General features: G+C 59.3%; 18 protein-coding genes. 7 read left to right on the top strand and 11 right to left on the bottom strand.

All coding sequences use genetic code 11. The annotated features are described in order from the left end of the window. The first annotated feature begins 219 nt into the window (after nt 1-219). Together RT655_RS17465 and RT655_RS17460 are read left to right on the top strand one after the other, a co-directional pair. A complete protein-coding gene (locus RT655_RS17465) occupies nt 220-495 on the top strand; it encodes a hypothetical protein (protein WP_313539250.1) in 276 nt (91 codons plus the stop codon). Nucleotides 496-726: 231 nt separating this feature from the next. Continuing rightward, complete coding sequence (locus RT655_RS17460; protein WP_313539247.1) at nt 727-1308, top strand: hypothetical protein; 582 nt, start codon at nt 727-729, stop codon at nt 1306-1308. Nucleotides 1309-1540: 232 nt separating this feature from the next. Here RT655_RS17460 and RT655_RS17455 read toward each other — a convergent pair whose 3' ends face one another. Further along, nucleotides 1541-1771, bottom strand: coding sequence for a hypothetical protein (locus tag RT655_RS17455; protein ID WP_313539244.1), 231 nt, complete (start codon nt 1769-1771; stop codon nt 1541-1543). Nucleotides 1772-2225: 454 nt separating this feature from the next. Here RT655_RS17455 and RT655_RS17450 point away from each other — a divergent pair, with 454 nt between their 5' ends. Continuing rightward, the gene (locus RT655_RS17450; RefSeq protein WP_313539434.1) at nt 2226-3341 is read left to right on the top strand and encodes a tyrosine-type recombinase/integrase; all 1116 of its coding nucleotides are present in this window, start codon (nt 2226-2228) and stop codon (nt 3339-3341) included. Further along, complete coding sequence (locus RT655_RS17445) at nt 3338-4519, top strand: tyrosine-type recombinase/integrase (RefSeq protein ID WP_313539241.1); 1182 nt, start codon at nt 3338-3340, stop codon at nt 4517-4519. The genes RT655_RS17450 and RT655_RS17445 overlap by 4 nt, the downstream gene beginning before the upstream one ends. Nucleotides 4520-4622: 103 nt before the next feature. Here RT655_RS17445 and RT655_RS17440 read toward each other — a convergent pair whose 3' ends face one another. Genes RT655_RS17440 through RT655_RS17420 form a run of 5 tightly spaced genes read right to left on the bottom strand, consistent with a single transcriptional unit; the run spans nt 4623 to nt 10927 of the window. After that, complete coding sequence (locus tag RT655_RS17440) at nt 4623-6659, bottom strand: hypothetical protein (protein WP_313539238.1); 2037 nt, start codon at nt 6657-6659, stop codon at nt 4623-4625. Beyond that, nucleotides 6644-7477: a TRAFAC clade GTPase domain-containing protein gene (locus RT655_RS17435; protein ID WP_313539235.1), complete on the bottom strand. Its 834-nt coding sequence runs from the start codon at nt 7475-7477 to the stop codon at nt 6644-6646. Before RT655_RS17435 ends, RT655_RS17440 begins: the two co-directional genes overlap by 16 nt. After that, nucleotides 7474-8556 (bottom strand): TRAFAC clade GTPase domain-containing protein, encoded by a 1083-nt coding sequence (locus RT655_RS17430; protein WP_313539232.1) that lies wholly within the window; start codon nt 8554-8556, stop codon nt 7474-7476. Before RT655_RS17430 ends, RT655_RS17435 begins: the two co-directional genes overlap by 4 nt. Beyond that, nucleotides 8556-9656: a GTPase-associated system all-helical protein GASH gene (locus RT655_RS17425; RefSeq protein ID WP_313539229.1), complete on the bottom strand. Its 1101-nt coding sequence runs from the start codon at nt 9654-9656 to the stop codon at nt 8556-8558. The genes RT655_RS17430 and RT655_RS17425 overlap by 1 nt, the downstream gene beginning before the upstream one ends. Continuing rightward, the gene (locus RT655_RS17420) at nt 9653-10927 is read right to left on the bottom strand and encodes a metallophosphoesterase (RefSeq protein WP_313539226.1); all 1275 of its coding nucleotides are present in this window, start codon (nt 10925-10927) and stop codon (nt 9653-9655) included. Before RT655_RS17420 ends, RT655_RS17425 begins: the two co-directional genes overlap by 4 nt. A 1074-nt stretch (nt 10928-12001) precedes the next feature. Between RT655_RS17420 and RT655_RS17415 the strand changes: the two genes are divergently transcribed. Together RT655_RS17415 and RT655_RS17410 are read left to right on the top strand one after the other, a co-directional pair. After that, a complete protein-coding gene (locus tag RT655_RS17415; protein WP_147425961.1) occupies nt 12002-12292 on the top strand; it encodes a hypothetical protein in 291 nt (96 codons plus the stop codon). After that, nucleotides 12279-12968 (top strand): hypothetical protein, encoded by a 690-nt coding sequence (locus tag RT655_RS17410; protein WP_313539220.1) that lies wholly within the window; start codon nt 12279-12281, stop codon nt 12966-12968. Before RT655_RS17415 ends, RT655_RS17410 begins: the two co-directional genes overlap by 14 nt. 106 nt (nt 12969-13074) lie before the next feature. Here RT655_RS17410 and RT655_RS17405 read toward each other — a convergent pair whose 3' ends face one another. Further along, a complete protein-coding gene (locus tag RT655_RS17405) occupies nt 13075-13806 on the bottom strand; it encodes an SDR family oxidoreductase (protein ID WP_313539217.1) in 732 nt (243 codons plus the stop codon). On the opposite strand from RT655_RS17405, the gene RT655_RS17400 reads away from it, so the two are divergent. Then, nucleotides 13778-14887, top strand: coding sequence for an AraC family transcriptional regulator (locus RT655_RS17400; RefSeq protein WP_313539215.1), 1110 nt, complete (start codon nt 13778-13780; stop codon nt 14885-14887). The two genes, RT655_RS17405 and RT655_RS17400, sit on opposite strands and share 29 nt — an antisense overlap. A gap of 541 nt (nt 14888-15428) precedes the next feature. On the opposite strand, the gene RT655_RS17395 is transcribed toward RT655_RS17400, so the two are convergent. The 4 genes from RT655_RS17395 to RT655_RS17380 all read right to left on the bottom strand — a co-directional run bounded on the left by RT655_RS17395 (nt 15429) and on the right by RT655_RS17380 (nt 19013). After that, on the bottom strand, nt 15429-16133 hold the full coding sequence (locus RT655_RS17395) for a tyrosine-type recombinase/integrase (RefSeq protein WP_313539212.1): 705 nt from the start codon (nt 16131-16133) through the stop codon (nt 15429-15431). A gap of 779 nt (nt 16134-16912) precedes the next feature. After that, entirely contained in the window at nt 16913-17698 is a 786-nt protein-coding gene (locus tag RT655_RS17390; protein WP_313539209.1) for a class I SAM-dependent methyltransferase, read from the bottom strand. A 141-nt stretch (nt 17699-17839) separates the two neighbouring features. Next, nucleotides 17840-18469 (bottom strand): hypothetical protein, encoded by a 630-nt coding sequence (locus RT655_RS17385; RefSeq protein WP_313539206.1) that lies wholly within the window; start codon nt 18467-18469, stop codon nt 17840-17842. Nucleotides 18470-18701: 232 nt separating this feature from the next. Beyond that, nucleotides 18702-19013 carry a DUF1971 domain-containing protein gene (locus RT655_RS17380; RefSeq protein WP_183049515.1) on the bottom strand — a complete coding sequence of 104 codons (312 nt, stop codon included), beginning with the start codon at nt 19011-19013 and terminating at the stop codon, nt 18702-18704. Nucleotides 19014-19037: the final 24 nt, after the last annotated feature.

Here is a 19037-nt window from a genome sequence, read left to right as displayed (position 1 = left end):
CCCGACCCACGCCATGGGCGCGTGTGGGGATCTCTTTCTCAAAGATGTCCCAGTGTGTTGGGCGCGGCGACGAGCCTCAAGGACGGCGGGACCCCGCCATTTTCCCGGCGGGAAAATCGTTGACCCCACCGCCACTAACGCGGTCGCTGCGCGATCCTTGACCCTCGCCGCCGCACCCAACGCGAGGGACCGTCTTTTCGACGATCTAGGAGGATCATCATGGAGGTTCTGTTGTTTCGTGCTCTGAAGAGCGCTAATATCGATGAGGAAACTGCCGCCAAAGTGGTGGAAGCGCTCGAGGAGCACATCGACGTGGCTATCGGTCAGGCAAACAAGGCGCTGGAAGCGAAGCTCGACGGCATCAAGATGAGCGTCGACGCGGTTAACAAGGGCGTCGACCAGATGCGGGTGTGGATGATTATCATCACGAGCATCATCGGTATCACGGCGCTTGTAGGTGCGTCCGCGGCCGCCGTGGCGCCGTTCTTGAAGTAACATCGGGGGGCGCTCTGCTCCTCCTTATTCAGGGCCGCGAGGGCAACCTCGTGGCCCTTTTTCATGCCTGCTCGACAGCCACTCCCGCCGGCTCGCTCGGCCTCTGGCTTCGGCCCTGGCGGGCCTCGCGAGGCACTACGCATCGCCGGCGACATCGAGACGATCAGAAACGCACAGGGGCGCAAGAGAGGAGAGGGAAAGAGAGGTGCGGTTCAACCTAAGGAGGTGGCGATGTCCATCAGGTTCCGCGTCGACGACGGCTTCAATCCCCTCACCATCACGCCAGCGATCATCAGCTCCGACCAGCTGGTCGAACTCTGCCGTCTGCTGCGCCGGGAAGCGCAGCGGCTCGGCATCGACCTGATCATCCCGGAGAAGGCGACGATCGTCGAACGCAGCTTTTCGTTCAGCGCGCGCGTATGCCCTCTCTCGCTCGCCTCGGTATCTGCGTGCTTCGACCACTATCCCGGCGTCATCGAGGTGCTTGAGGAAGCCCAATTCCGCGGCCGCCGCATCCGGGTCTGGCGATCCGACGATCGAGATGTCTGGCTCGGCCTCTCCTGCGATTCTGACGCTGCGCCCGCACTGGAAGTGCCTGATGAGCGCGGCTCTGCAATCCTTGAAATGCTGGGGCTCGACGGCTCGAAAACCATCGGCGCAATCCCCTTGGATGAGCTGCGCCGTCGCCTGTCTGATCCGATCATTCACCGACGGATTTCGGACGAGCCGGAGCTGGTGACCTATTTGCCCCAGCTCAACGAGATGGCGCGCGTGAAGACGCTTGAAGGTGCACCGCATCTCGCTTGGGCTTGATAGCCCGACCTCGCCTCACAAGATCGAATGGGAAGCGCTGGCCTGGCGGCCACGCTTCCCATTTTTTTGCCTGATACCGTTGAGCCGGCGGAGCCACGCCCCTGCCCTGCTCGCTCGGCTTCCGGCTTCGCGCCCATGGCGCTTGCCGTCGCCTCACATCGCCGGACAGGCAAACGGCCGCACGCGGGTTCCTGTCGCGTGCGGCCGCCGCATCGCTTGGACCCCGGGGAGACTAGGCTGAAGCCTCCAGCCTCTTCTCCACGGCGTCCAAGCCCAGCTTCTTCACCGCCTTCATCAGGCCCTCCAAACGGTCGATCGGCATCCGGAGCAATCCGGCCTTCTCGACCGCTGCGATCGCCGCCTCCCGCTGCTTTGCCTGAAGCGCCTTTCGGCGCTCAGCCAGCTTGCGTTCCTCGGCCTCGATCGCGGCCTGTTCAGCATCCAGTGATTTCGCGATTTCCATGCCTTTTCGGTCAGGCTGATCGGGCTCTGAACACGCCGATCTTACCCTTTCCCTGATCGCCCGAAAAGACCCCCTACCCCCCTACAGGATCGCCACCGATGACCGACACTCTGCGACCGAGAAGACCCGCGCGCGAAGCGCTTTCAAATGACCGGTTTCGCCGTTCGGCGAGCCGGTGCCCCGCGGAATCCCCGATCCAATCCCATCGATCTGAATCGATCAGCAGCAGGATCAACTCCACCCATGATATGGGACTGCAGAGCACACCGTACGCACCAAGGTGCTCAAAAAGCCCACAGTGAAAAACAGGAATCCTAATGAAAACAACGTTATAGCTCTCCCGCTACCGGCGTCGAAACGCGGTCTTTCGACATCATCCACTGGCGCCCCGCTTCCCAAAACCGTCGCCAATCAAGGCCTATCTGAGAGCCCGAATCGGAAGAGAAAATACAGGCTGGACGGCCACTTCGCGCGGCGCCTGGACCTTGCGCCGGGGCTGTATTGGGACGACCGGCTTCCCGGCTTCGGCCTAAGAGTTGCTTACAAATCCCGGTCCTGGATCGTGCAAACCCGCGACAGAGGCGAGACGCGACGGGTGACGATCGGGAAGTGCGGCCTAATCAGTGCCAAGCTGGCTCGGCGCAATGCACGGCAGGCGCTTGCCGCACGGGCGCTGGACGGACTGCCAGTTAAACCCGAGCCCGCGAGCAATGATGCGTCGACAACGTTCACTGCGTTCCTTCCGGTCTTCTGGGAGCATTGTGGCGACCAGTGGAAGTCGTTGACCCAACGGCGGGCACGCTCTGGTGTTCGAGCGCATCTCGAGCCGGCGTTTGGCGATTTACGGCTGTCCGAGATCGGCCGTGCGGACGTGATGGCTTGGCGCGATGGCATGGCGCAGCGGACAGGCGCGTTCAATCGGACGCTCCCTACCCTGTCCGCGATACTTCAGCGCGCCGAACTCCTCGGCTATCGCGCCCGCGGCACAAACCCGTGCAAGGGCATCGCCCGCTACAAGCGGCCGAAGAAAGAGCGCTTCCTCTCGCTTCGCGAATTACAGCGCCTCGGCAACGTTTTGCGCGAGTTTGAGGGGCAGCGACCGCTTGCGGTCGCGGGCATTCGGCTGCTGATCTACACAGGCGCGCGGAAGAGTGAGGTGGCTGGTCTGCGGTGGGAGTGGGTCGGCCTGAACTATGCGGATCTGCCCGACAGCAAGACTGGACCGAAGCGACTTTACCTCAATCGCCAAGCGAATGCCGTGTTGGATCGGGTGGGACGAAAGCCAAGCGGGCGCGTGTTTGAAGCCGCGGGCCGCTCCGACCCATTGGCTTGCTGGCCAGCCATTCGCGATGCGGCGGGGATGAATGATCTGCGGCTGCACGATCTACGGCATAGTTTTGCGTCCATCGCGATCATGCAGAGCATTTCGCTTACGAAGATTGGCGTACTGCTGGGTCACGCGCTGCCAGAAACGACCTTCCGATACGCGCATTTGTCTGATGACAGCGTCCAGGAGGCGGCGATCCGCGTTTCAGGCTCGATCGCCAAGGCGATGGGGGTGGCGCGATGACGGCACCTTTCCGACAGGTGGTGGACGATGCCCTCCTTGAGGTGGGGCTTGAGCCTTCTCCAGGCACCGGCGGCGGCAAGGTCAAAGCCACGGACTGGGCAGACGATCAGCCTTGCTTCGGCCTGCGCACCTATGCCTCCGGTCGGCGCGTCTATGTTGTGCAGGCGCGGATGGGCGGGAGAACGCGCACGGTGACCATCGCAAACGCCGCGCTCGTCTCGCGGACGAAGGCGCGCGACGTCGCGAGACGGGTGCTACTTCGCGCGCAGACCGGGGGCGATCCCGCGACCGATCGCCAACGGGCCCTGGCAGTGCCCACGTTTGACAGCTTCATCGCCCTCTATTGGGAGCGCATGGAGCCACGCTGGAAGCCTTCCACCCGGAGGAGCCAAGCTGTCTACCGCCGACACTATATCGATGGGGCATTTGGTCGGAAGTCCGTGGACAAGGTCGATGCCGCGGACGCAGCGCGATGGTTCGCGAGGACTGCCAAGAAGGCCGGTCTCGGCGGTGCAAACCGCTGCCTGGAGATCATGCGCGCCGCTTTCAACAAGGCGGAAGCGTGGGGTTTGCGGGCTCCCGACACAAATCCGATACGAGGACTGAAGCGATATCCGCAACAACGATACGCACGATTCCTTCGGGCTGAGGAGATAGCGCGGTTAGGCGCGGCACTGGACGCAGAGGAGGAGGCCCATCCGCTGCAGGTAGCAGCCCTCCGCCTTCTACTGCTGACGGGATGCCGATCGTCGGAGATTCGAAACCTGCTCTGGTCGGAGGTGGTTGGGAGCCGCCTGAAGCTGACAGACTCCAAAACAGGGCCGAGGACGGTGTGGCTTGGCCACGAGGCGCGATCGCTACTAAACAACCTCCCGAAAGCGGAGGGCACAAATCTAGTCTTTGCGCAGCCCGGGAAAGAACAGCCGGTCCATTTAGATTGGTTTTGGCGCTATTTGCGCGCCAAGGCAGGTTTCGAAGGCATGCGCATACACGATCTACGTCACAGCTTCGCAAGCCACGCAGCAGCGGCAAGTGAGACCCTACCCCTTATTGGCAGTCTGCTGGGACACGCGAGCGCTAGTTCAACAGCACGATATGCTCATTTTGACGACGCTGATATAATTCAAACTGTACAAATAATCGGGGACGTCCTGGAGATGCATCTTGGCAGCGTATAACACATTCGTATGCATTTAGAGAGCCAAGCGATGCAAAAACGGTGGCGGCTCTCACAGAAACGTTTCCACTTCAAGCTCGGTAATGATCGCTTAACTTATCCTCTCAGCGAAGAGCTTGCTCGAGCAATTTTATGCGCTTCTCGCCAATAAACCGACGATCAGCGTCCTGAAGACAATTTCGAATAGCTTGACCTCCCCCCGGCTGCCATTGAAGCTGTTCGACTAAACCCTCGAAGTGTCGCATTCTTCCGGTAGAGGCAAAAACGGATATCGGAACTCTGTTAAGCGCAACTAGCCGCGCGACGCCTCTATAAAGCTTTGTTATATCGCGCTCAAAAATTGTGAACACTCCGTATTGTGTGAAATTTTCAAATACTAGACCCCTTGCACCGGGGTCGCGCAATCCGTCCTCAAACGCATCCAAAAGAACTCCGAACGCGAGCGCAAATCGTTCCGCGCGGCCAGGAGCAGAATAGTGGCATGCTCTATAAAGGAAAAAAGCTCCAATATACTCACGATCCTGAGCGACGGGACGGCCAGCGCAATGTTCCCAGCTTTCAGCCCATATATCATTTTCGCCAGGGCCGGGAGCAAAGGAGCTGGGGCCGAATAATCGTGCAAGCGCCACAACGCTAGGGCGCAGCCGGAACTCTCCCTTGAGATAAGCCCGCGTTGCCTCGGCATCAGCTGCGGCTGCCACCAGCCACTCGCGTTCGAAGCCGCTTAGGAGAGCATCGGGCCTCCCATGTCCTCGTTCCCAAGCTATATACGCCCCAAACATCGGGCCGGTCCCGTAGCGCTCGGCCAGCTTCTTAGCGAGTTGAACATTTTTGGCGGCGAAAACGCCCTTCAATGCGTCTGTTTGCAACTTCGGGTTTTGCTGTACGAGGGCCATTAAGGCCTCTCGCAGTGTCTCGGTGCTGTTCCAGAGGCTGGGCTCGCACATCAAATCCGGACGGTGTTCGATCATGATGTGTAGCGCAGAGGCGTTGTGCTCTGCAGCCTTGGCTAGCTCGTGCGCAGGAAGCTCATCTAGTACACGATGCAGCACGACGCGCCCCATCGAACTGGTGGCAAGCTCCCAGAAATCGGTTTGAGCCACGCTCCAGCAGGCTCGCGCAATGGCGAGTGCTTCTGGCTCATCAAGATCCGGTACGAGGGAGAGCGCAAATTCGAGATTTCTTCCGGTTAGCCCATCCGGGTCCCGGAGAAGGGCAGCCAAAATGGTACCCTTCGCAAGTCGCGCCTCATCAGTACGGAGGCGCCGGGCCATCATGTTGATCAGCGAGTGTGCGTCTCGCGACCTAAGCACCGTTTTGCCCACCAGGAGAATGGTCGATACAAGAAGCGAGAATGCGCGACGGCCAGATCGAACGTCTGCTGCTAGTCGTTTCAGCTCAGAGCGAACGCCACCGCCACCTGCACGGAGATCGGCGAGCGCGGCGACAACCCAGGCTTGCCGCTGTTCAGGCGGAAGCTCCTTACCTCGGCGGGGAACAGCTAGGTTCTTTGACGGCCGCAAAATGAAATCAAATTTGCCGACGTCCTCCGACGGCCGTGCGTCGAGCGTTGTCCAGCGGAACCGAGCCCGAAGATCCGGCCATTGTTGTTCCCACAGGGCCGAAATGAGGAGCTGCGCATTTTCGAATGTGTCAATCTCCCGCTCGATTTGTCGGGTGGTGCCATAGAGATCCGCGAGCGAAGCTCGCGCCGCCGAGAAGAGACTTGACGGCAGGGGTGCAGACCTGGCCCGCGGCGGGGCAGACAAAGGCCTGCGATATGACGCAAAGTCGCCCTCTGGACGGCGAAGCATATCAAGGAACGTGGCCAGTGACTCGTAGCTCCCGAGCAGCTGAACGTCGACAATCAGGCTGTGCGTCCAGACGCAACCCGGCCGCGGCATTTCTGGAGCGGGCCATGTTCTTGAAATCACGTATCGTCTGCGGCCCGGTAATGGGTAGCCGGTAAGCCAGCCATCTAAACTACTCGATTCTTTAGGCGCGAGGTCGCTCATGATGAGCATGAGAGACGCCGATTCATGGTCCAACTCTGCTGAACCAGCAATTAGGCTGTGTCCTTCGCTGTAACCATGCAGGGTTTGAATGATTTCGGTTCTGGCAGCAATCACCCGAGCAACCATGTAAGTAAGCGGGTTAAATCATGATGCGAATCAGTGCCGTCCACGACCTGAATTCGGTGAGAAGGCAGATCGGGGAAGTTCTCGTCACCTAGGTCGTCATCCTCGTAAGCCATTCCTTGAGCGCTGACACCGAAAACACGGTAAGGAACTTCCGTCGCTCTGCTCACAAGCATCTGGTGCAAGAGAGGAAGTCGCTCCGCTAATAAGGCCTCGGGACTGCGGTTCTCGGATACGACGCTATCCCACGCCGTAAGCGCGTACGCTACCCGCCTTGGCCGCGCAGCGACAGGAGCATGCTCGAGTGCTACCAAGATGTCGGCTAAAACCGACGCAGTAGGGCATTTCGATGGATCGAATAGAACAGGTTCACCCGGGACGATCCCCAAAACATCGAGTTCCGCTCGGTACTCCTCAACCGTTCGTGGATAAATAATCTTGTCAACATTGATGAGAAATAGGTGTCCGTTCGCCGTGCTTGCCGAACTAGCAATTGCCGAGGTTGAGCGCCGAGCACTCCACATTCGGCGGAAACCTTCGCCCGCAAAATCAGGAAGGGACAGAGTCAATCGGTCGCCAGACCGTGCGCGCAAATTCAAACGAGCGGTTTGCTCTTGCGAGCCTTGGGTGCGGTCCATCGGTTTATGTTCCAGCCACCGAGCTTGGATAGAGTTGAGATAACCCACATCAATCCCCTCGAGTCCCGCGTACGAAAGCTCGGTTGCAACCTCCCCTGACCTTATAAGGTGCCACAGTGCAGCCAAGAACGTTGTTTTCCCGGCGCTCGGCAAACCAGCGATGAAAACGCTTGCGTCACTCATTCTTCGTCAAACCCCTGCGTGCCTAAGCGCTCATAATACCGTGATGGCGGCTGTGGTGTTCTGCAGACGTCGTACGTAGTGCGTGTATCGACCAATAATTGGTCGAGCAGGGCGCCCAGGCCTGACCCCCGCGGATACTCGCTATGAGTAGTGTCTGGATATGCAGCGGTTACAAAGCCAACGACGCGCGAGAAGCTATCGGCGTATCTTTGGGAAAGCTGCGAAACAATTTCGGCGAAGCGAGCAAGGTGCTTCTCCTTGGTGTCTCCCAAAAGAAGATCTGCTTTAGTTAACACGACGGCTAGCGTAGGCATCTTAAAGATAAGCTTTGCCTCGACTATAGCATCTAAAATATTGTTAGCCAAAGATCCCGGAATGCCTTTCGTCCTTGGATTTCCGAGAACCCGCCCATCGATGAGATAAACCAAAGTGCTTGCTGACGGGATCTCAACAAGAGCTTTCGCGCTTTCGATGCTTTCGGCGGCGCTAACAAATTGCTCGCCGGGTCGATCGCCGAGCAATAGCCCTAACCGACCTAATGGCGTGGCGAGATCTAGGTGAAAGTAGCCCAGACCCTCGGACCGTCGAGTGCGCTCCATATCAGTTTTGACTCGACCGGAGGCCGCGCGGCTAAAATGACACAAACGCTCAAAGCCAAGAATTGTACGGGAGCTTCGGAAAAGCACACTTTCTTGTCGGCCCTCAAGAAACAATTCGTAAAGGCCAGCGATCAAGGATGTTTTCCCAGCATCCTTGGGTGCAATGAACGAAACGATTTGGCTGGGGTATTGTGCAAGGAGTGTTGAACATTGGGCAAGGCTAAGCTTTTCCCCGAGACTTAATTCAACCTGACTAGCGAGCGGCTCTTGTTCGTCGCTAGGTTCGGCTTCGGAACCAGGCTCTGGCCGCTGAAAGCCCCTGTCATTGCCTCCGCCTCGATCATCTTCGTCACCTTCATCGATGATTAGCGGCCGTCCCCCTCGGAACCGGCAGGTTTCAGGATCGTCATCGATCGCGCACGAGCCATCTTGGTTGAAATTGCAATCCGGACTCGTGCAAGAGGGAGATGCGTTCGCCATCAAGCAATCTCTTTGCGCAAGAGGCGCTCGCGGTAGAATGCAACGGCCAAGTCTGTCGGATCAACCTTCAAGTCGGCGGCGATCCCGGTGGCTTGGCTCCAACCCGATACCCATGTGCGCTCTTCCGCAATTGCTGCATATCGGGCCAACGCACGATGGATCGGAAACAAGCTTGGAGAAAAATCACCGGTCGCATGCTGAGCGATCCAGGCTGAAGGCATTGCCTCGACTGCTTCGACGAATGTGAGTTTCCGACCTTTAGCGCCACAGCGCTTGAACAGTTCGACAGCTGCGTTCACGCGCATCGGCCGCGAGGTAATTTGGCCAATCTCGCGGGCCGCGTAGAAGGCGGCTCTGCTAGGTTCTAGGGCCGAAAACGAAGAGTTGGCGTCGCCGCTGACGCCGCCGAAAATGTACCAGAGCACGTCTGTTTCTTCATCGCACTGCTCGATGCGTTCGACGAAAGTCGAGAGTAGTTCACGCAGGGCCTGCGTTTGGGAACCGATCGCCGCGTTAGCAGCCGTCAACACTTCCTCCAACGCAACGGCAACGCTCATGTGGTCGAACGCGCCTTCGCGGATAGATCTGATCGAATCTGTCGTGGGCGGTAGCGGTGTCAAAGACAGGCTCATGACGGCTTTGTTTAGATCCTGCCGATCCCTTGCCAACCCCGCAATGTGATCAAGCTCCGCGGTAGCTCGGCGCAGGATGTCCACGGCAATTCCACTCGGCGCACGTCCGCCCCAGCTGGACGTGACTACCGCGAGTGCTGCGGCGGTATCTAAATCGGAGGTGCGTGTGAAAATATAGTCAAGAGCCGCAGCTGAAAGGGCGCGGATTAACTCTCCCGAATTGATCGTATTGAACGTTTCATCTTCCTGAACCTGTGCAGCGAAAAACGGCTCTAGCTGGGAACGATCTGCGTCATCCGCTGTGTTGCGCATCATTGAAACCAAAGCTGGCAGTTGCGACGCGCGGGCATTTTTCGCCCAGTTCGCAATTCCGGTCCAGCGCTGTGCGATCCGGGCGCTGCCTGGCTCAACCGCTAGCGGTGCTAGGTACGCCCTGAACTCTTCGCTCGCTGCCGATCCGTCGCTCATGCTTTTTCCCCCTCAGCTCGAATGGCTTCCACGAGCGCTTCGGCCTGCCCACGCGTCGCCGCACGACTAAAAATATTCGTATATCGATACCGCTCCGGTAGCCGGCGTTCGTCTTCAGTCAGAAGGTCTAACTGTCCAGCGATCCGAGCTTTTGCACTACCAGGTAACTCCCAAAATCGTTGGATGGCTGGACCCATACCTGCCGTTTCGCGCGGAGCTGGTGGGGGCAAGCGATCAGTAGCCATCATGGGCGCTGCTCCGGCTGGGATCGCTGGCAGCGGGATGCGATGACGCCAATTTTGATCTCCATGATCGAGATGCAGGCGAAACCGTCCCGGGTTATCCTGCCACGCCCAAACTTGGGCTTCGACCTCGAGAAAGTACGCATCATCGTCCTCTTTCACAACGTCGAGCTGCACGATGTTGAAGCCAGGTTCAAAGGATGCCTCATACCTGTTTGGACTGACTGCACCGGCTGCAAACCGCATATGGCGGGGGTTCGTCACGACCAGCCGGTCATGAACATGACCTTCAAAATGCAGGACGGATCTATCCCGCAATGCGCGTTCCTGCGCGACCGTGTCGAGCAGCCAATCAGCGGGGTGGTGGATCAAGGATACGACGATTTCACCGAGGTCGTGGCGGAAGACTTGTTGAGGGGGACCGACGTAAAGGTTTTGCGCTCGAGTATCGTCCCCTCCTGCCGGCTTGCACGACGAAAATAGGACCGATGTCATCCCAAAAATCTTCAAACGGTAGCCATGATCAAGCGCAAGAAACCGTGTCCAAAGGCCTCGCTCGGCGGGGCCTATCTCACAACCATAAGAGGAAGCAAAATCATTGTAATTGGCCAACGGCCTAAACAGTGCGGGACCCGTATCTGAGCTTTCCATCGCGCGCGCGAGCTGCCGCTCGCGTTCTGAGGCCTCGCCTGCTTCGACTACAGCCCGTTGTGCCAGCTGAACAAGGAGCACGTCACGTGCGACCGCGCGGTCAACGTCGTGGTTGCCGGGGACCACGTATACGCCACCTGTTCCACAGCCAGCAACAGTCGCAAGGTTATCGAGCCATTTTTTGGCGACGACATATTCCGCTTGAGCCCCTCGACCGGCAACGTCTCCAGTGAAGAATATGCAATCGAACTTTGCCTCTGCGGCTGACTGGCGCACCTTTTCAACTATGGCGTCGCGAAAGGGTGTGTCCGGGTCAAAATCTGACTCCGACCCGGCGTGGAAATGGATATCAGAGATGTGCAGGATTTTGGCGGTCATGCGAGCATCATAACCACGAACAAGGACCTGAAAAGCGGAATCATATCGCCTTCACATCGACGCCCAGGGCGTGACGGAATAGCGGACGTGGAGCCCGACGCGGTCTTCAAATTTCGACCGATTGGATTAGCTTCGGTGACAATTTAGGACGGAACTTCGGCGCTCCCGCCTACCTTTTGGGTAAGCCTTTCTCGCCTGGGAGCCGCGTTGCAGAGCGTCCTTCAATACGTCCGCTCCAGCTGAGCATTGCCAGACAATGACTTGCTCTGAAAGGAGCAGAATCCTCGCCATTCGACCAGCCTTTCCAAGGCTAGTAAGCGGCCTCAAGCAAGCAGCATCTGCCATATTCCGGAGGTGCGTTCCGTGGGCTTTGGACAGTCGGCCGCCGGTTCAGCATGAGGGTTACTGCTCGCTCGCTCTATAGCCCTGACCCTGGACAGAATGAGGTTTCCTTCGGCGGTCGGCATTAACGCCAATGAGCGGCCACACGCCGCTTTATGATGGTGGTGGGAACTAACTAATTAACCTCTGCCGGACGAGCGTCGGAGCGACATCACAGGCGCTGCGCGCTAGGCGGTCGACTGCCCGCTTTTTTCACGTCGATTTCGGTCCGTAACGGTCAACTCCAGGGGAATTGGCGTTCGGATGCTATGTGATGGCTATTTGCTTACCGGTTGTCGGCTTGCTTACTGAAAATGGTGTCTCTTAGGCGCCGTTTCGGCTATCAAAAGCCCATCTAGAGCGCAGTAATTAGCCGTTTTTGGCTCGAGCTGTGATGACCGGAGCAAGCAATTTTTCGAGGCAATATGCAACACACCGTACGCACCAAGGTGCCGGTTTTTACGTGGCGTTACAGAGGGTTATCGAGGAAAATGGCGGAAACCCGCTGCAACCCAAGGCGCAACCCAGTGCAACCCAGGAAGAAAATCGCGCTACATCAATGACGTAGACGAAATACAATGCAACCCAGCAACTCACCGCAACCCAGCAATATACTTGCAGCGGCACAGGATGACGGGTAAGAGGATTTCGCCTTACGTAACCCACTAGCCTCCATCGCCAATGGAGGTGGGCTTGAAAAACTCTACCCAAACATCGCTACGGTTCGACCCGGAGCTATACGCCCGTGTAGAGAGATTTGCTGCGTCTCAGAGCCGCTCGATTGCAGACGTAGTCCGCTCGGCCTGTGAGCAATATCTGCTCGGCCAAAAGCTCCTTCATGACAGCGATTTGCGGCTTCGACGCGTTTGCGAATATGGGCAGCTCGCGCTCGACGCGATCCTGCAAGAAAACCATCCCGAGTTTCGCGACCCGATTCTTCTAGAAGTCGATAAGCGCATGGAGCGTTTCCATGGCGCGCGCTGACATCCGCAGTGACGGCCGTCCCGTCACCGTTCAGCACCACTCCGCACGCGGCGAGGTGAAGCGCAATTCGGGCAACTTTACTCGCGGCAGCCAGCTCCTCAGCCATGAGGTTCTGATGTGGCTGTCGGGCGCAAAAATGCCGGTCATGATGTGGCTGGTGATCTTCGCCCTGGCGTACACGATCGTGCTCTCCATCACGTTGGACGAGAACAACATCCAGCTCATCTGCATGCGCATCCTGTCGGCGCTTTGGGGCTGGGTCTCGCTTGATCCCATGAAGCAGGTGAACCTCCTCCTGCCCGACGGCTCCGTGCGGCAAACATACATGGGATACGTGCCCTATGTGCCCGAGGTCGCGCTGGCCTGGCATAAAGCTATCCGCGGCCTGATTGGCTGCCTCTTCATCGCCACCTTCATCACCGTGCCGGCGGCTGTCTGGTACGTCGATTTCTCCCGTCGTCGCGGCAAGAACATCCTTGAGGAACGGCATGAGCGCGGCGCCATGCTGGTGACCCGGGAAGTGCTCCATGCCGAGATCGTCCAACACAACCAGGTCGAGTTCGAAAAGGAGGCTGCAAACCTCTTTCCCGGCCACACGCCGCAGCAGGTTCTTCGCATGCCCTTCGGGGCTCGGAAGGCCGGTGGCATCCAGCTACATCAACGGCCCGAAGCTTGACATCGATGGCGGCGCAACGGCGTAAGGCGCAGGATCGGCTTCTCCTTACGGTGGGAGGGGCCGTTGAGGCGAGAGGGAGACGGAATCGAACGGACGTCCCTCCGCGTCAGATCGTCGAGCGCACCGGCCGAACGATCAGCGAGTTGACGTCGACGTCCGCCGGCTGATCCATCGCATAGGCGATGGCGCGAGCGATCGCATCCGGAGTGAGGGCGATGGCACGGAAATCGACCATCGCTTGAGCCGCGACGGGATCGGTGATCGTGTGGGCCAGTTCCGATTCCACCACGCCCGGCGCAATGATGGTGACGCGAATGTCGTCATGCTCCATACGCAGCGCCTCGGAGATCGCACGCACTGCATATTTGGTCGCGCTGTAGACACCGCAGGTCGGCCACACGGCGTAGCCACCGATCGAGGAAATGTTGACGAACTGGCCGCTCCCCTGCTCCTTGAAGCGCGGAAGCGCGGCGGCGATGCCGTGAAGGACGCCGCGGATGTTGACGTCGATCATCCGGTCCCACTCGTCGACCTTGAGGCTGTCGAAGCGTGAGAGCGGCATCAGGCCGGCGTTGTTGACCAGCACATCGACCCGGTCGTAGTCGGCTTCCGTCGCGGCGATGAACGCCTCGAAATCGGCGCGGTCGGTCACGTCGAGCGACCGGAAGGCCACCGTGCCGCCCGCCGCGTTTAGTTCTTCGGCCAGCGCGGCGAGCCGATCGGTGCGGCGCGCGCCCAGCATTAGCTTCGCGCCGCGCGTCGCCAACAGTCGCGCCGTGCCTTCGCCGATGCCGCTGCTGGCGCCCGTGATGGCGACGACTTTGTTTTCGATAGCCATAATAGTCCTTTTGGTGCAGGCGGATCGAACCATCGATCCGATGTCCCCGGATGGCACCATCGGGATAGCGTGCGGTAGAACGGTCGTGCGGAATGATTGTACGATATTCCAGATTCGCAACCGCGGGCTGGAATGGTGCCATCAGCTCTGTAAATTGCCCGTCGTAAAAGAGGGGAGTAAAACGATGATGGCGCATCGAGATCTGGCGGAGCAGATTGCCCGATATGCCGAGCACGACGGCATCATCGACACGTCCATCCCGCGCCTTGCGCTGGTCCACGCGGGCCACAGCAGCGAGCCGGTGCATGTGGTCCAGCGCCCGGCGCTGTGCATCATTGCGCAGGGGGGCAAGCGCGTTCTGCTGGGCGACGCAGTGATGGATTATGGTCCCGCCAGCTATCTAGTCGCCTCGCTCGACCTGCCGATCACCGGAGCCGTGACGCAGGCCAGCGCGGATGCGCCCTATCTCTGCTTCTGCCTCTATCTAGACCCCGCCCTCCTCTTGGAGATCGCGCTGACCCTACCGCCCCTGCCAGCCGCGGAGGATAGCGCCGCAATGACACTGCACCCCATGACGCCGGAACTGATCGACGCGGCGACGCGGCTGACGGCGCTGCTTGGGGATCCGGCAAACGCACCGCTGCTTTCGCCGCTGGTCGAGCGGGAATTGCTGGTGCGGCTGATGACCGGAGCGGGGGGCGGTGCCCTGCGTGCGATCGCCAGCAGTGAAAGCCGCACCGGCCAGATCGCCCAGGCCATTGCCTGGCTCAAGGCCCATTTCCGCGAACCGTTCAGCGGCCCGCACCTTGCCGCCCTTGCCGGCATGAGCCTGTCGAGCTTCCACGAGCATTTCCGCCGCGCCACCGCGATGACCCCGCTGCAATATCAAAAGCAACTGCGGTTGCAGGAAGCCCGGGCGCTGATGCTGGCCGATCGGCTCGACGCGGCAGAGGCAGGCTTCCGCGTCGGCTACGACAGCCCGTCGCAGTTCAGCCGCGAATATCGCCGCCTTTTCGGCGCTCCGCCCGTCCGCGACGTTGGGCGGCTGCGGGCAACGCCACAAATGGCGATCGCGGTTTGAAGGAACGGCATGCTGCGTCCCGTGCGGTTGTCGTCGCTATGCGGCGATTGCAACAACCTTCCCCCGCACCGGCGCAGCTATCAGTCCGGGAGTCGTCCTCTGACGGCACTGGCATAGCCTGGAGTCTGCCATGAGGGTTTTTAAAAAAGCTCATGAAGGTGTCGAATGTCGGAGGTTCAGGCGCGAATTTGAGATGAGTCAGTGTCTACTCTCGAAGCCGCGTTCCAGGTCGTGTGGTATCACGTTGCTAAGGTCACGCGGGTCGAACCCTGGCTGCAGCTAGGACATTGCTCACGAGGCTCCTAAACAACGCGCGGTACAGCGCGGCGGGTCTGGTCGGTTTGAAATGCGGGGCCTTGCACCTTCGGTCCTCCTCGGTCCTCTGAGCATACGCCTTTTTCATTTAGATTGCGTCCATTGCTGGACTCGCAAAGATGCGTATGAGGGTTGGGACACATGAGAGGGCGAATAGTAAGAGCGCCCGCACCCACTGCGGAATCCATGCCGCCATGTCCGCTTCTGGGAAGCAGTCGAGCACCTCTTAACGGCCTGAAGTGGGCGCGCAACGGAAGCGAAATGGCGGCACATCAAACGGAACTGCGCCGCCTTGCGCTCCAATCTCCGTCCGCTCAGCAAGCAGCAGCGCGTCCTCCACATCGACGCCGAGGTATCGGACAGTGTTTTCAATCTTAGAGTGACCCAGCAGGATCTGGATCGCACGCAAATTTCCTGTTGCCCGATAGATCATCGCGGCCTTGGTGCGGCGCAGAGAGTGCGTGCCGTACTCCGCGCTTGGTAGACCCACGGCATCTATCCACTCGTGCAGGAGGCGTGCGTATTGCCTCACGCTTAGGTGCTCAGCCGGGTTCGCCCGACTTGGGAATGCAAAATCCTGGATTGATCCGCCCCGGCACTCTAGCCAAGCCAGCAGGCTTCCCCGCACATCCGAGGTCAGTTCAAACTGCACTGGCCTGCCTGTCTTCTGCTGCACGACAATCGAGCGGGTTCTGACATTTACGCCCGAGACTAGATCGCCGATCTTGACCTTGACAAGGTCACAGCCACGTAGCTTGCTATCGATCGCCAAATCGAAAAGTGCCCTATCGCGGACGCGACCTTCTCGATCTAGAAAAAAGCGTATTGCCCAAATCTGCTTCTGCGTCAGCGGTCTTTTTATACCTACCGACCTTCCAGCGTTCCATGCGGGCCGCGACTGTAGAGCTGGATCGTACTGCGAATGTGACATTGCTCCTCTCCATGGCCAACTGTGACCAGGACAAGAACGCGTCTAAGTGCCGTCCAACACCATCACACGTCGACTGATCGTGGCTAGCGCTGATAGTCCCCATCTACCTGCATGCCAGTTGGACCCATTTAACACGGGAAGCGGACACGCAGCCTCCTAGCGCCCCGCCCCTATCTCAGCGGCAGCTCCCGCCCAATAGCCGACATAGCTTTGTGCTTGTATGCGTATGCGAATGAACTGGCTAGCCCTCGCTATTTCTGTGTTTTGTGGTGGATTGCTATCATTCGCGGTGGTGACAGGAACCATGCCGTCCCCGATTATGTGGGGCCCGAGTACCGATCGTTTCGATAACCGCCGTAAGTTCTGGATTGCCGGCGCATTTTACGCCGCATTCAGTGCCAGAAGGTCTGTAAAGTCGCGAGCCCGTTCTCGCCCAATCCTCGGCGTTCAGCGTCGCAGGTGTCAGACCCGAGGCCTGCCGTTTTTCTAATTTACGACGAAGAATCTTGGAATGACGAGGCTTGAGACATTGCTGCCCTTATAATAGAATAGGCTGAATGGCGGCGTTCGGTACGTGCCGGCGATCAGCGCACTCATAGGCGATATCGAAATATCCGAAAGGCGGTCAGTACGCACCTAGCAGTCGACAAAAAACCTCAAATTACGTGAGGTCTTTTGCCGCCGACTTTGATGCGTTACGGCCACAGGCAGCATAATGCTGCGCGGGATTGAGCATTAGTTAGTCTGGTGCGAGCTCAAAAACTAAGCGATGTTTGCAACTACGCTTTGCTCCCAATCGCCACAACGGCCCGAGTTGTCAGTGTGATCTGCCCGTTTACCGCATGCTCGTCGACCAACGACTGGATCGCTTCTTCCACCTGCATCCGTTCTTCGGGCTGCAGCGCCCTATAGGATGGCATATATCCATGAAGGTCGCGAAGCGCGTCGAGATAGGCCGGTCCGGCGACGCCCTTCCACTCCGCCTCAATCTCCTCGACCCGCACCTCGTGCAGCCCGCTATCCAGCAGAGCACGTTCCATGCGCAGGGGATCGGACAGTGCGACAAATCCTTCCGGTGCAGGCGGCGCCGGCCGATCAGGGAAGACGGCGCGCATTGCGCGCGCCATGAGAAGAAAAGGCCCACCGCCCGGGAGCGTACGCCAGGTCGCCAGTGCCACGATGCCTCCCGGGCGGACTACACGGATCTGCTCGGCGAGTCCGCGCCGCCAATCCTGGAACAGGCTGACGCCGAGGATCGAGACGGCGATGTCGAATGCGCCGTCATCGAAGTCGAGCGCCTGCCCATCCATGACGAACGCGTCGGCGTCCGGAAAAGGCTTCAGGCGATCGTTGAGCAGTTCGACCATACCGGGAGCAATGTCGACCGCCGTCACTCGTGCGCCGCTATGCGCTGCGGGGATCGCCAGCGCGCCGCTACCGGCACCGATGTCCAGCAGGCGCGTTTCGCGGCCTATCGCCCCCAGTCTTTGAAGGACCGAATGCGCTATCGGTCCCGTGATGCGCGTCGCCGTCTTTTCGTAGGTCTGCGCGAAAGCCAGGGTCATGTGCGGCGAGATCGAGGACGCATTCATTCTCGTTACTTTCTGGTAGTGCCCTTGAGCGAGGCAGGTGCAGCCGGCGAACGCCGGACCATCGTCCAACGTCCGCGACTTGGCCCGCCGGTTTCAGGTGATTTTTGCCGGACGCTACTTGCTCACTTTTTCGATCTTCCCGCAGGCGATCGGCAGCGTGACATGCGACGGCACCGGCCCGAGCGAGGCCACCGAGGTGGGCAGGCCGGAATTGCTCTCGACGCCGTGCACGTAGAGCACGCGCTTCTCCAGATCGATATGTCTGCCCTTGTAGGTTCGATCGAACGTCGCGGCGAGTTGGGCGAGCGGCACCGATTTCACATATTCGAAATCGCCGGCACCGGATGCGTGCGGATAGGTATGCGTTGGGATCTGCATGTCTTCGGGTCGGTCGTTGAACGGCACCATCGTCGTCCCGGACATCGGCTCGGTCTCGATCAGGTCGACAAACCCGTCCTTGTTGGTGTCGTCTCGGGCGGCGGCGCACGTCGCGTTACGTGCGTCCGGGAAGCCGTGGAAATGCTCCCAATGCTCGATATTGGCCGGAACGCCGCGCATCTTGATCCGCACTTCCAGATGGTCGCCGACGATCCGTAGCGTGGCATCACCTTCGGCCGCGCTTCCGATTTTGCCGCTGTTCAGCGCGGTGAGATGCGCGCGGTAGGTCTGCGCCTGTGCCGTCGCAGCAGCACAGGTCAAAACGAACGCCGCGCCGATCAGCGTGGCGGAAATTGGTGCGCCCATTTGTGGCCTCCATGAAGGACGGAGAGGACCAGACGCCTCCCGACAACGACTGGGTAAACGCCGTAAATGGCATATGTCAAAGATATTTATGTCATATATTATTTGTCGATTACTGAGCTTGATTTGCGCAGTCGCCGCTCGATCTCGACGCGCGCGCGTGGTTGCGTGCCGCACCTTTTCGGCGGCGGTGGGTCGATTCAGTCCGCGATAGCGCCGGTTTCGGCGGCGAAGCTCAAAAGGTCCGTCTGGCATCTTCCAGCGGCGGTTGATCGAAGAAATCGATCTGAAGCTCGACGGGCCCGACGAGCTGGACGAAGTGTGCTTCCTGCGGCGCGACGGTGACCCAGCGCGTCGGCGTCAGCAGATAGGGTGGCGTGCCATCCATCGGGTTATACTGCAGCGCGCCCGCCAGGATGCGGATTTGCGCCCACACACCCGCTTTCGTGCGGTGCTCGCGCTGCAACCCTTGCGGCAAGGTCGCCGCGGTGAATATCGGCGATGAACGATAGGGCTGCGCCGCAGCCAGGATGTCGATGGTTTTCATTGCAGCTCCTCTTTTCGATGCGGT

The sequence above is a fragment of the Sphingomonas sp. genome, from assembly GCF_032114135.1.
Classification (GTDB): Bacteria; Pseudomonadota; Alphaproteobacteria; order Sphingomonadales; family Sphingomonadaceae; genus Sphingomonas.
The sequence above is the reverse complement of the archived record's forward strand: the minus strand, read 5'-3'. Positions and strand labels throughout refer to the sequence as shown.

Excerpts from the sequence above, each read along its gene's own strand:
- RT655_RS17465 (WP_313539250.1), top strand. The coding sequence starts at position 220 with ATGGAGGTTCTGTTGTTTCGTGCTCTGAAGAGCGCTAATATCGATGAG.
- RT655_RS17460 (WP_313539247.1), top strand. The coding sequence starts at position 727 with ATGTCCATCAGGTTCCGCGTCGACGACGGCTTCAATCCCCTCACCATC.
- RT655_RS17455 (WP_313539244.1), bottom strand. The coding sequence starts at position 1,771 with ATGGAAATCGCGAAATCACTGGATGCTGAACAGGCCGCGATCGAGGCC.
- RT655_RS17445 (WP_313539241.1), top strand. The coding sequence starts at position 3,338 with ATGACGGCACCTTTCCGACAGGTGGTGGACGATGCCCTCCTTGAGGTG.
- RT655_RS17440 (WP_313539238.1), bottom strand. The coding sequence starts at position 6,659 with ATGGTTGCTCGGGTGATTGCTGCCAGAACCGAAATCATTCAAACCCTG.
- RT655_RS17435 (WP_313539235.1), bottom strand. The coding sequence starts at position 7,477 with ATGAGTGACGCAAGCGTTTTCATCGCTGGTTTGCCGAGCGCCGGGAAA.
- RT655_RS17430 (WP_313539232.1), bottom strand. The coding sequence starts at position 8,556 with ATGGCGAACGCATCTCCCTCTTGCACGAGTCCGGATTGCAATTTCAAC.
- RT655_RS17425 (WP_313539229.1), bottom strand. The coding sequence starts at position 9,656 with ATGAGCGACGGATCGGCAGCGAGCGAAGAGTTCAGGGCGTACCTAGCA.
- RT655_RS17420 (WP_313539226.1), bottom strand. The coding sequence starts at position 10,927 with ATGACCGCCAAAATCCTGCACATCTCTGATATCCATTTCCACGCCGGG.
- RT655_RS17410 (WP_313539220.1), top strand. The coding sequence starts at position 12,279 with ATGGCGCGCGCTGACATCCGCAGTGACGGCCGTCCCGTCACCGTTCAG.
- RT655_RS17400 (WP_313539215.1), top strand. The coding sequence starts at position 13,778 with ATGGCGACGACTTTGTTTTCGATAGCCATAATAGTCCTTTTGGTGCAG.
- RT655_RS17405 (WP_313539217.1), bottom strand. The coding sequence starts at position 13,806 with ATGGCTATCGAAAACAAAGTCGTCGCCATCACGGGCGCCAGCAGCGGC.
- RT655_RS17395 (WP_313539212.1), bottom strand. The coding sequence starts at position 16,133 with ATGTCACATTCGCAGTACGATCCAGCTCTACAGTCGCGGCCCGCATGG.
- RT655_RS17390 (WP_313539209.1), bottom strand. The coding sequence starts at position 17,698 with ATGACCCTGGCTTTCGCGCAGACCTACGAAAAGACGGCGACGCGCATC.
- RT655_RS17385 (WP_313539206.1), bottom strand. The coding sequence starts at position 18,469 with ATGGGCGCACCAATTTCCGCCACGCTGATCGGCGCGGCGTTCGTTTTG.
- RT655_RS17380 (WP_183049515.1), bottom strand. The coding sequence starts at position 19,013 with ATGAAAACCATCGACATCCTGGCTGCGGCGCAGCCCTATCGTTCATCG.